The sequence below is a fragment of the Clostridioides sp. ZZV14-6387 genome (assembly GCF_020657835.1).
GTDB lineage: Bacteria > Bacillota > Clostridia > Peptostreptococcales > Peptostreptococcaceae > Clostridioides > Clostridioides difficile_A.
The window spans coordinates 17,186-30,147 of record NZ_JAGWCW010000004.1; the positions used below are offsets into that span (position 1 = coordinate 17,186).

Sequence of the window (12,962 nt, forward strand, 5' to 3'; positions counted from 1 at the left end):
CCTCCGTAAATTAAACTTATATATGTTTAATATTTACAAAGATACTATTTTTTATTTATTATTTACTTACTATTATTGATATAATTTATTTAATTTCTTTAACATCTCTATTTCAAGCATTATTTTCATTAAATGATAGTTGAATACAGGACTTTTTTCTTCATCTATATTCCAGTCTAATTCATCTACATTATATATTTTCTTAAGGTATTTATATGTATGCTCCTTCAAATAAAGTTTATTTTCTAGTAACTCTATAGACTGCATGTGAAAATGTATCTCTCTACATATCCTTAAGGCATTCTCAATTTTTTCTATATTAGTTTCACTCAAACTATAATCCAACTCATCAATAAGTTTTGAGTATATTTCTTCTAATTTTTCTACTTCTTCTTCAAATCTCTCTACATCTAAATTATTTTTTCTGAGTATTTTATCTTCAATAAGTAACATTGAAAGTTCTTCTATCTTTTTAAATTCATCTATAACACTATTTAGATAATTTGGTCTAGCAACATAATAATTAACAAGTACCCCAAATAAAACACCTACAGATGTATCTAATACTCTATGTAAAGAATAATATACAGGGTCATTATTACCTACACCTAAATGTATAGCCAGAAAGGTTACACAAGCAACTACTACTGACTTTATTTTAAACAGATTACATAAATATATTGAGCACATTACTCCTAGACCACATAAAAATGGGTCTCCAGCTTTAGTGATGGCAAATATGAATCCTATTATACCACCTAAAATAGTACCTTCCACTCTATTGATTCCTGTTTTTAAAGAACCTTTTACTGTATCTTGAACAGAAATTATACATGCTACCAAAGAATAAAACATATTCTCAACTAAATAGTCACCAAGGAGCATACATAAAGTTACACTAATTCCTGTCTTTATGGTTCTCATACCCATCTTTTGAAGTTTCAAAGTTCCACCTCCTAAAAAGCACCTTATATAAAATACGCATCCTCATATTTAATATGTTCCTAGTATATCACAATTTTTTAAATTTACCCATTAATCATATTTTTTTATCAATTACTTCTTAATTTAGACAATAAAAAAAACTGCTTTAAAGCAGTTTTTTTATCCTATCTCTACCATTTTACCTTCAATTGCAAAAATTATCTTTTCACATACATTTGTTATGTGGTCTCCAATTCGTTCAAGGTATCTTCCTATAAGTAAAAGTTTTACTCCTTGGTCTATAGTATTCGTATTTTCATGCATTATTTTTAGACAATCAATTTGTACTTGTTCATACAAACCATCTACAATATCATCTTTAGTTCCTACATCATAAGCTATACTTGCATCAAATAAGATTAAAGCTTCTCTAGTCTGAGACATCATATCCTTACACTCTTTTGCCATCTTAGGAATATCTATCAGCTCTTTTATATAAGCTTCTCCACCTATTTTCAACATTTCTCTAGCTATGTTGGCTGCATAATCTCCTATTCTTTCTAACTCTATTGATATATTTCCTAATGAATAGATAAATCTTAAGTCTCTTGCCATTGGTTGCTTTAATACTATTAGTTCTATACTTTTATCTCTTATCTCTTCTCTCAATTTATTTATCTCTTCATCATTTTCTACTACTTTTCTTGCACCCTCTAAATCCTTCTCTATCATACAAGTCACAGACTTTTCTATTGCTTCTTCACATTTTTCCATCATAAGTACTGTTTGTTCCTTTAAAGTATCAATACTTATATCTAAGCTATTATTGACCATTGTCTAACTCCTTTATAGTTATATATTTTAACCAAATCTACCTGTTATATAGTCTTCTGTTCTTTTATCTACAGGAGTGGTAAACATAGTTTTTGTATCACTAAATTCTATAACCTCTCCATTTAAGAAAAAAGCTGTTTCATCTGATATACGAGCAGCTTGCTGCATATTATGAGTAACTATGACTATTGTGTAGTCTTTTTTTAAGTCTTCTATAAGTTCCTCAACTTTTAATGTTGAAATTGGGTCTAAGGCAGATGTAGGTTCATCCATTAGAATAACTTCTGGTCTCATAGCAATTGCTCTTGCTATACATATACGTTGTTGTTGTCCACCAGACAGTCCTAATGCAGATGATTTAAGTCTATCTTTAACCTCATCCCAAATAGCTGCCCCTTTCAAACTCTCTTCTACAATCTTATCTAATTGTTTCTTATCTCTTAGTCCCTGTGTACGAGGACCATATGCAACATTATCATATATACTCATAGGAAATGGATTTGGTTTTTGAAATACCATCCCTACTTTAGTACGAAGATTTATTACATCATCTGAAGTATATATGTCTTCTCCATCCACAAAGATGTTTCCTTTAATCGTTACATCTTCTATTAGGTCATTCATTCTGTTTAATGTTCTTATAAAAGTTGATTTTCCACATCCAGATGGTCCTATTAAAGCAGTAACTTTATTTTCTTTTATATCCATATTTATTTTATTTAATGCTTGCTTGTCACCATAAAATAAATCCAAATCTTTTACACTCATTTTTATCTTATCGATTAATTCCATTATTCACACCTCTTAAATTTAATAATTAGCCTTATTTAATTTCTTAGCGACAAATCTTGCTAGCATGTTTAGTGCTAATACAATTACTATCAAAACAATTCCTATACTAGCTGCTGTTGCTATATCTCCACTCTCTTTAGTTAGCAAGTATGAGTGTACAGTTAGTGTTCTTGCACTATCAAATATTCCACCTGGCATCTTAGCTACAGTACCTGCTGTAAGTAAGATTGCAGCTGATTCCCCAATTATACGACCAACCGACAAGATTACTCCTGATAAGATTCCTGGTATCGCACTTGGAAGTACTACCTTGTATAAAGTCTGAAATTTAGTAGCCCCTAATGCTAATGATGATTCTCTATATGCTTGAGGAACTGTCTTTAAAGCTTCTTCTGTTGTACGAATTATTACTGGTAAAATTATTATTGCTACTGTAAGAGAACCTGCAACTATTGAGTATCCCATTTTTAATGTAACAACAAAGAAAATTCCTCCAAATAATCCATACACTATAGATGGTATTCCTGATAAACTTTCAGTTGCAAATCTTATTGCTGTAACTGCTTTTCCTTTTTTTGCATACTCTTGCAAATATATAGCAGCTAAGATTCCTATAGGAGTTGCTACAACTATAGAAACTACTACTGTGTATAATGTTGTAATTATCATTGGAAGTATACCACCATCACCTGATGCTGAATAATTGCTAAATAAGAAATTAAAATTCATATTTCCAATTCCCTTTATAAATATAAATCCTACTATGACTACTAACGATACTATTGTAAATAGTGCTGATAGGTATACTAATAACTTTAATGTATTTTCTCTGAACTTTCTCATCCTAATTTACCGCCTTATTTGAAAGTTTATTTAAAACTAAGTTTAAAATTAATATAAATGTGAACAATACTACTCCAGTTGCAAATAGCATTTCTTGATGTGTACCAAACGCATATCCCATTTCAAGTGCTATATTAGTTGTAAGTGGTCTTACACTATCTGTTATTGAAGTTGGCATAACTGGTGAGTTCCCTGCAACAAGTATTACTGCCATTGTTTCTCCTAAAGCTCTTCCTACTCCTAATACCACTGCAGCTAATACTCCAGATTTTGCAGCTGGTAATACAACTTTAAATATTGTTTCTATTTTTGATGCACCAAGTGCTAATGAACCTTCTTTATATGCTTTTGGTACTGCTCTTATAGCTGTTTCTGATACAGATATTATTGTTGGTAACATCATTACTGCTAATACTATTACTATTGCTAATAAACTTTGACCTTTTGGAAGATTGAATATGTTTTGTATCATTGGAACTATCACCGCAAGACCAAATACACCATATAATACTGAAGGTATACCTGCTAGAAGTTCAACTGCTGGTGACATTATTTTTGCTAATCTCTTAGGTGCTACTTCTGCTATAAATATAGATGTTAATATTCCTACTGGTACTCCTATCACAAGTGCTCCAAGTGTTGCAAATATTGAAGCTACTATCATAGATGATATTCCAAATTTATTAGCAGAAGGAACCCAATCTGCACCAGTTAAAAAATCTATAAATGAGTATCCCTCAAATATAAATGGTCTTAGACCTTTATAAAATACAAATCCTATTATCAAAAGTAAACTTGCAACTGCTACCAAAGCACTAAGTAGAAAAATATTTTTTGCTACTTTTTCAACTATATATTTTGTCTTGTTGCCATTATTGTCATTTTTTTCTAAACCTACTAACCTAGATTTTACTATCATAATATCCTCCCATTAAAATATACTTATCGATTTTAATTCTGTATTCAAAATTTAAATTTTTATAATTCGTATCAATTAAATTTTCTATACTTTTATTCTACTTTTTTTAAGTTAAATCTATATTAGGATTAAGTTAAACAAGTGTAAAATTATATTCACTTTTTTAACATCGATTTTACTTTTAGAACTATTCTTGACATTTAGTTTACATTATGATGTTATTTGATTATATTAAAATAGCAGATATAAGTAATAATACATTTTCCATGTAACTCATTACTTATATCTGCTATTGATATTTATTAATTAAATTTAGTCCTTTATAACCTATACATTCATATTATTCCTTATTAAAATAGTATCCTGCTCCTCTTATTGTTATAATTTTTTGAGGATTTTTATAATCTTTTTCTATTTTCTTTCTCAATCCGTTCACTGCAACTACTACACTATAATTATCTTCTAAATATTCATTTAACCACACATGTTCATATATCTCTTTAGTAGTTAATGTCTTTTCGGGATTCTCTATAAAATAATTTAATAGTTTATTTTCTGTTGGAGTTAATTTTATTATTTTGTCTTCTAATTTTATTACTCCACTAGTTCTATTATATTCCTCTAATTTCGAATTACTTTCATTGCTATTTACATATGAATTTACTCTTCTTAAAATTGCTTTTACTTTTGCATATAAAATTTCCAGATTTAGAGGTTTAATTAAGTAGTCATCTCCTCCAGAATTTAAGGCATTTAAAATGCTTTGGTCTTCATTTATGTAAGTCATATAAACAATTGGACAAGTAGTTACATTTCTTATTTTCTTACAAAGAGTCCATCCATCACCATCAGTTAGGATTATCTCTAAAAATATTAAATCATATCTATTGCTAAATATTTTTCCAATAGCTTCTTCACAGCTATATGCTAAATCTATAGTTATCCCTTTTCCTTCTAAAAAGTTTTTCAATTCCTGGCAATTATTCTTGTCTCCATCTATTATTAATATCTTAGTTTGCATTATAATCACTCCTAAATATCATTATTCTTTTATATTAAATAACCCATTATTATGAAAAACATAGACTTAATTTTATTGTAAAAACAGTTCCTTTTCCTAACTGCGAATCTACAAAAACTTCTCCATTATGTTCTTTTATAATGGACTTTACAATATATAACCCTAACCCTTGACCTGTTGAAATATCAGTATCTCTTGCTGTAAAGAATCGTTCAAATATCTTTGGTATATTTTCTGGTGGTATTCCTTTCCCATTATCAGAAACCTTAATAACTGCAAATCCATCTTCTTTATTCATTGACAAACTTATCTTCCCATCATATGAAGTAAAGCTTAAAGCATTATAAATTAAATTTTCAAATGCTCTAGCCAATCTTTCTTTATTTATCTTTGCATATATTTTTTTATCTAATATACTCAATTCAAAATTTACACCACATGCTTGTGTGTCTGGTAAGTTATTTTCATATATCTCTTTGATAAAATCATTTAGACATATCTTCTCACTAATACCAATCTCTTTATCTTGTGATGTAAATTCTTGTAGACTACGTACTCTATTCTGTACCTCATTTGATTTTTGATTTATGGCATATAGATAAGATTTTGTCTCTTCATCTACATGAATATTACCAACCTTTATTAAATCTATAAATGCCTGTATAGCTGAAACAGGTGCCTTTAAATCATGAGCTACATCAGCCAAAAACTTTTTACGTTCATTTAATAGTGTTGTAAGTTCACTAGTTCTTACTTCAACTTCATGTTCAAGATTCTTTGTGAGTTTTTCATTTTCCTTTATTATCATCCTGTTCCTATGTATCATCATAATAGAAAATAAAATTACAATTATAAATCCACAGTATTCTGTTTGCCATCCAGTAAATATAGGCTCAAACCTATTACTCGTTACTGCATCAAATAATATGCTAATACCAAACACAATGTTCACTGAAACTAAAATATAAGAACTTATATGTTTAGAGCATGTCCTTTTGTAGATTGAAACTAGTGAAGACACAAAGATATAAATAAATACAATATATTTATATATATCTATTAATTTTCCATACATGTCAACAAAATATATATCATATGGGAGAAGAACAACTGGTATCACAATAGATATGATACACATTGTAATTCCTAATGGCAAAATTAAAAATCTATATCCTTTATTTTCTTCTATTTTTGATATACTCCCATTTATACAAATAATACATAAGACTGCTATAAAATATGATGCATCTTCAACTGCATATGTAAAGTTTACTAAGGGAAGTCCCAGTAAATGTACAAAAGGATATGAGACATGTATTGCAAAGAAAATACACATACATCCAAAATAAAAGTAGAGTTTGCTTTTTTTTGATAAAAACCAAACAGCTAGTGAAAATATAGCTATTGCAAAAGTTGTGAAACAAATTATACTATAAAAAAGTAATCTATAAAATATCATATTACTTATGTCTTTTGTTTCTCCTAATGCAGGTGGATAATACATACCACTATAATAATGTGAGAAATTAGAAACATTGATTATAATTTCTGTATCTTTCTTTGCTACAAAACTCACTACTGAATTTTTAATTTTTGGTTTATATTTTTCTGTTCCTACCTCTCCCAGTTTAGAAACTATTTCTCCATTTATCCATACTTCACTTGCGCAAAAAATTTCAGGAATCTCTAGACTCAACACCTTATCCTTACCTTCATTTTTTATCTTCATACGATAAGTTGCATTGCCATATGGTGACTGATTCTCTTTTCTCATAGAAAAATCTGGATATTGACCTATAAAAATGTATTCTGGTTCTATATGTTGCTTTATAAAATCATTCGGTTTAAATATTTTATGATTATAAAACTCCCAGTCATCTATTAGGAAAACAAGTTTATTTTTAGTAAAAGTATCATTATTTATAGTTAAGATTCCATTACTTGCTCTAATAGACTTATATGTATATTTGTTATCATATTTATACAGAAGATTTAATCCTGTTATTGCGAACAGAGAGACTATCAATACAATGAGAGTTCCTTTTAGTATGTTATACTTTTTCATTGCATCAACCACATCTCTTTCATAGTAGTACTAAATAAAACAAGAACTATTTATTGATTACAGCATCTCACTTACGGTACAAACTTATATCCTTTTCCCCATACGGTTTGAATGTACTGATGTTCTCTGCTTAAAGAATTAATTTTTTTCCTCATCTGTGCAATATGAACCTGTACTGTATGTTGTTCTCCAATATCAGGCATTTTCCAAACTTGATTATATATTTCTATTTTTGAGAATACTTGTTCTTTATTTTCAGCTAGAAACAGCAGTATTTCAAACTCCATGGTGGTTAAGTCGATACTTTTTTCGTCAAAAGTTACTTTTCTTGAATTCACATTTATTACTAAAGATGAAAACTTTAACACATTAGGAACTGATGTAATATTTTTATATTGCCTCATACGCGCATATATTCTAAGTTCAAGTTCTTTTAAGCTATATGGTTTTGTTATATAATCATCCCCTCCAGCTAAAAATCCCTGAACTCTTTCTTCCTCATGTTCATAATTAGATAAAAATATTATAGGTATGTTAACCTTTTCTTTTATAGCATTGCATACTTTATATCCATCTAAGTCTGGCAATGAAATATCTAGAATTATACAATCTAAAACCACACTTTCTACTATCTTCATAGCACTTTTAGCTGTCTTAGATGTATATACATTAAAACCTATATTTGAAAAATAAATTTGATTTATATTTAAAATATCAACATCATCATCTACAACTAGTAAGTTATACATTACACCACTCCATTCAAAAATATTTCAATCATAGTCTCAGATTTTAATTATTACAAATTATGATGTTTTATTTTTTATATAACTGGTATTATTATTTTATAATATCTTTACAAACTAGACTATAAAACTTAAGTATTTTTGAATAATTCTTGAATATTGTATTAAATATTAAGATTCATTATTAAATACTAATCAAAGTCTCCGATTGTTGGAAAATGGAGCTTAAAGCAATTTTATATTATAAATTTATTATTTCTCTAGAAACTTGTCAATAAGCCAGTTTGAGTATTGATTTATATGGTTTATATAGTTATAATATAAAATAAATTGGATTATTTTGGTAAATGTATTGTTACAAAATGTTTATATTTCATGTCTTAATATTTATAAAGACTTTATTTTTTTATTATAATTGCATTATACTTTTTTAAAAATTCCCCTTTTCCAACAAATGGCTACTTTAAAAGCCAAATTTCCACGTATCAAATTAAATCTAACTACTAATGCAATAGTTTTTAGATTTTTAAATATTTTTGTTAAATTTAAAACAAAAAAAGGCTATGCAATATAAGATTATATTCATAGCCGGTTGCACCACTAACTCCATATACCTCTAGATGCCCAATAATAAGGTATACTTCTCAGTTTCTAAAATATTTTTGTTAAAAAATTTTAATACATTTTAATAAATTTCCTTTTTATTCTAACATTGTAATATTATTTTGTCAATATTCCAATATTCTTCAGAGATAATGTACTAAAATATCTATTATGTAATTAAAATGTTTATATTTATACCACCAATAATAGACAATACCCTGCAAATAAGCAACATTTTTAGGTGCTTATCTTGCAGGGTACTATATCTATTTTATATTAAATATTCATCTTATTGATTAACTTTAATAAATCCTTTTTCTGAAACAAGAGCTTGTCCTTCATCACTTAATATATAATCTATTAAAGCTTTGCCTTTTTCTGATAAGTTATCTTCTTTATTAACTAGTATAAATGGTCTTGATATTGGATATTTATTAGCTATTACATTGGCATCAGTTGCTTCAACATCATTTACTTTTAAACTATTCACTTTTTCATCAACATATCCAAATGATATATATCCTATAGCATTTTCATTTCCTTCAACTGTAGTTTTTATATTTCCTGAACCATCACTTATTTGTGCATCTTTAGTTAATTCTTCTGACTTGAATCCTACAATTTCTTGGAACCCATCTCTAGTTCCTGAACCTTCTTCTCTTGATACAATTACTATTGGTGCATCATTTCCTCCTACGTCTTTCCAGTTAGTTATCTTTCCTGTATAAATACCTTTAACATCATCCATTGTTAGATTTTTTACTGGGTTAGCAGTATTAGTTATTAATGCTATTCCATCTATTGCTATCTTAGTTTCCTTTAATCCAGCACTTTTTTCTTCATCTTTTAAATCTCTTGAACTCATCCCTATCTCAGATGTTCCTTCCATAGCATTTTTTATACCTCCAGAAGAACCAATCTGTTGTACTTCTACACTAACACCTTCATTTTTTTCTTGAAACTTTTCTCCTATAGTTTCCATAAGAGGACCTATTGAAGTTGAACCTGAAACAGAAACCTTATTTGAGTCTCCTGAACCTCCTGAACCAGAGCCACATCCTACTGCTAAAACTCCAACTAACATTGTACTAGCTAAAAGAACTCCTATTTTCTTTTTAAACATTTCACTTACCCCCGCTTATATTTTAATTTTTTTGTTTTCATATTTTCTATATTTTAATAATACATATTTTTTGTTAAGTGAATATTAGAGCGAGGTTAAGTAAGTGTAAATATTGTTAAATGCATGTAAAAATTTAATTTCATAGGGTATATTCTAAATTAGTTTAATTTTTTTAAGTTATCTTTGATTGATTTATTATATTCTATAACTCTTTTTCTAGTTTATTAACTAAACCATCAAATACATTCAAAGCTTCCTCTATAGATTCTTTTTTTGTCATGTCTACACCAGCAGATTTTAATTGTTCTAAAGGATACTCTGACCCTCCACTTTTTAAAAAGTTTATATATCTATCTACAGCAGTACTACCTTCTGAAAGTATCTGTTGGCTTAAAGCACTTGCAGCCGAAAATCCTGTAGCATACTTATATACATAGAAGTTTGAATAAAAATGAGGGATTCTAGCCCACTCTATTCCTATTTGTTTATCTACTATTGCAGATTTTCCATAATACTTTTCATTTAATTTATAGTATATGTCAGTAAATTCATCAGCAGTAAGTGGCTCTCCACTCTCTACCCTTCCATGTACAATTTTCTCAAATTCAGCAAACATAGTTTGTCTATGAACTGTAGTCCTAAATTGTTCTAAATAATAATTTAATAGATATATAGTTTCATCTTTAGACTTAGAATTTTCTAATAAATAATTTATAAGAAGTAATTCATTTAAAGTAGATGCAACTTCTGCAACGAATATTTTATAGTCCGAATATAAAAATGGCTGACTTGTTCTTGAATAATGACTATGAACAGAATGCCCTAACTCATGAATTAAAGTAAATAGAGAATTAAGGTCATTTTTATAACTCATTAATATATAAGGATGCGAATCATAACTTCCCCAAGAATAAGCTCCTCCTTTTTTACCTTCATTATCATATACATCAATCCAACCTTCTTCAAATGCACTTTTTATAACTTTCAAGTACTCTTCTCCCAAAGGCTTAAGTGCCTCTAATATGATATCTTGTGCTTTATCATATGGTATATCCATGTCAAACTTATCTGTCAAAGGAACATATAAATCATACATGTGTATTTCATTTAGACCTAAAAATTTCTTTTTAAGTTCAACATATTTATTCAAAGTAGGGAGACTTTCATCTATAGCTGATATAAGATTATTGTAGACATCCAAACTTACATCATCTGAAAATAAAGAAGCTTCTATTGCCGAATTATATTTTCTAGTTTTTGCATAAAATATTTCTGACTTTACACCACCATAAAGTGTTGATGCAAATGTATTTTTATATTTTCCATAAGTTGAAAATACGCCTTCAAAAGCGTCTTTTCTAACTCTACCATTTTTACTTTTTATAAATAAAGAGTAATTAGAATGAGAAAGCTTAACTTTATTGCCTTTTTCATCTTCAATCTCAGGAAATTCCATATCTGCATATGTTAACATATCATATACATTTTCTGGAACCGTCGATAATTCTGATGTAGCTGCAAGTATTTCTTCTTCTTTCTCACTCAAAGTGTGAGGTTTATCCCTTAATATATCCTTGATATACTTTGTATAAAAAGATAACTTCTCATCCTTTAAATATTCATTCAATTTATTCTCTTCTATAGCCAGTATTTCTGGAACTATATAAGAAGTAGCTACACCCAAATCAGTCGATAACATCTCTGTCTTAGTAGCTCTACCTTGATTGTCATTAATTCTAGTGTCTTCATGTTGTTTCATATGAGTATATACATATAGATTTTGAACAATTCTAGATGCATTTTCAGAAATATTTAATACTTTATATAAATTCTCTTTACTCTCAGAAACTTTCCCTTTATATTCTTTTACTTCTTGAATAAGACTTTTTACTTTGCTTATATCTTTTTCTATATCTTCTTTACTAGAATACATCTTATCTATCTTCCACTTATACTTTTCTTCTATTTTACTTCTATCAGTTTCCATATAATACACCTCTATTTTGATTTGATTTATATTTTATTCTCTTTACAAAATATATTGTATATATTTTAGTCCAAATAATCTACATTTATTACTCCTTCTATCATATTTATTTCTTTCATAACATCATGTAAGTGTATTCTCTTGCCATAAGATACAAAAAAATTAACCTTCCAGTATTCTTCATTACGACATTCTATTTCCATGTTTCTTACAATAAGTTGACTTTTTTCAAATTTATCATATAAAAAAGGTATTGAATCCAAATTACTTAATTTTAATATCAAAACATTTTTTTCTTGACTGAATAGAAAAGTATTTATTATCCTAAGTACAAATAATGCTATCATTACAAATAGCCCACCTAAAATTGATAATTCATAATAACCATAACCTACTGCTATTCCGATACATGCAGTTGCCCACATCCCAGCAGCTGTAGTAAGCCCCTTTACTCCACCTTTATTTTTTAAAATTGCTCCTGCTCCTAAAAAACCAATTCCAGATAATACCTGAGCAGGCATTCTTGCTGGGTCGGCATTTGTATATAAATTATAATCAGAAAACAACTGAATTGAAGTTATTGAAACAATACAAGAACCTATTGCTATTAATATATGTGTCCTAAATCCTGCAAATTGCCTTATTTTTTCTCTCTCTAAACCTATTATTCCTCCAATTATTAGGGCTAAAAATAATCTTATTGCTATTTCCTTACTTCCTATATCAACCATAATATAAACCCCTCCTGACTTAATCATAATTATGTCCTACAGATAATTTACACACCAGAAATACTATTTTATATCTTAATATTATTATTAATATATGTAAAATATGGCTATCTGTTAATTTTTGATACAAAAAAACCCACAACTGTGGGCTATTTGCTTAAGTACATGTATTTATTTATTAATATATCTATTTTCTTACTTGATTCTACTAACTCTTCTTGAAATATTTCTGGATATTCTATGTATGTATTTATCTCTTCTCTAACTGCTTCAATCTCATTTTTTAACGCTTCTAATTCACTGTTCGCCATAATAATCACCACTATTACAAATTTGTATATTTTTATATACATTTTATCAAACAATATTATATT

12 protein-coding genes and 1 riboswitch are annotated in these 12,962 nt (G+C 28.0%); all 12 genes read right to left on the reverse strand.

The features are described from left to right. Positions 1-72: 72 nt before the first annotated feature. Complete coding sequence (locus KGF38_RS03290; RefSeq protein ID WP_054271707.1) at positions 73-945, reverse strand: FUSC family protein; 873 nt, start codon at positions 943-945, stop codon at positions 73-75. A 159-nt stretch (positions 946-1,104) separates the two neighbouring features. Continuing rightward, the gene (gene phoU, locus KGF38_RS03295; RefSeq protein ID WP_054271708.1) at positions 1,105-1,758 is read right to left on the reverse strand and encodes a phosphate signaling complex protein PhoU; all 654 of its coding nucleotides are present in this window, start codon (positions 1,756-1,758) and stop codon (positions 1,105-1,107) included. Positions 1,759-1,785: 27 nt separating this feature from the next. Next, on the reverse strand, positions 1,786-2,550 hold the full coding sequence (gene pstB, locus KGF38_RS03300; RefSeq protein ID WP_054271709.1) for a phosphate ABC transporter ATP-binding protein PstB: 765 nt from the start codon (positions 2,548-2,550) through the stop codon (positions 1,786-1,788). Between the two features lie 18 nt (positions 2,551-2,568). After that, on the reverse strand, positions 2,569-3,393 hold the full coding sequence (gene pstA, locus KGF38_RS03305) for a phosphate ABC transporter permease PstA (protein WP_054271710.1): 825 nt from the start codon (positions 3,391-3,393) through the stop codon (positions 2,569-2,571). Between the two features lies 1 nt (position 3,394). Next, complete coding sequence (gene pstC, locus KGF38_RS03310) at positions 3,395-4,312, reverse strand: phosphate ABC transporter permease subunit PstC (protein WP_054271711.1); 918 nt, start codon at positions 4,310-4,312, stop codon at positions 3,395-3,397. 340 nt (positions 4,313-4,652) lie between these two features. Then, positions 4,653-5,333 carry a response regulator transcription factor gene (locus KGF38_RS03315; protein ID WP_021386210.1) on the reverse strand — a complete coding sequence of 227 codons (681 nt, stop codon included), beginning with the start codon at positions 5,331-5,333 and terminating at the stop codon, positions 4,653-4,655. 49 nt (positions 5,334-5,382) lie between these two features. Further along, positions 5,383-7,398 carry a sensor histidine kinase gene (locus KGF38_RS03320; protein ID WP_176702496.1) on the reverse strand — a complete coding sequence of 672 codons (2,016 nt, stop codon included), beginning with the start codon at positions 7,396-7,398 and terminating at the stop codon, positions 5,383-5,385. Positions 7,399-7,469: 71 nt separating this feature from the next. Beyond that, positions 7,470-8,147 carry a response regulator transcription factor gene (locus tag KGF38_RS03325; protein WP_054271713.1) on the reverse strand — a complete coding sequence of 226 codons (678 nt, stop codon included), beginning with the start codon at positions 8,145-8,147 and terminating at the stop codon, positions 7,470-7,472. 574 nt (positions 8,148-8,721) lie between these two features. Next, positions 8,722-8,805: riboswitch (cyclic di-GMP riboswitch) on the reverse strand. Positions 8,806-9,036: 231 nt separating this feature from the next. Then, a complete protein-coding gene (locus KGF38_RS03330) occupies positions 9,037-9,870 on the reverse strand; it encodes a phosphate ABC transporter substrate-binding protein (protein WP_054271715.1) in 834 nt (277 codons plus the stop codon). A gap of 202 nt (positions 9,871-10,072) precedes the next feature. Then, on the reverse strand, positions 10,073-11,857 hold the full coding sequence (pepF, locus tag KGF38_RS03335; RefSeq protein ID WP_074179292.1) for an oligoendopeptidase F: 1,785 nt from the start codon (positions 11,855-11,857) through the stop codon (positions 10,073-10,075). Between the two features lie 65 nt (positions 11,858-11,922). Then, a complete protein-coding gene (locus KGF38_RS03340; RefSeq protein WP_054271717.1) occupies positions 11,923-12,588 on the reverse strand; it encodes an MgtC/SapB family protein in 666 nt (221 codons plus the stop codon). A 149-nt stretch (positions 12,589-12,737) separates the two neighbouring features. Next, positions 12,738-12,899 carry an aspartyl-phosphate phosphatase Spo0E family protein gene (locus tag KGF38_RS03345; RefSeq protein ID WP_161803447.1) on the reverse strand — a complete coding sequence of 54 codons (162 nt, stop codon included), beginning with the start codon at positions 12,897-12,899 and terminating at the stop codon, positions 12,738-12,740. Positions 12,900-12,962 lie beyond the last annotated feature (63 nt).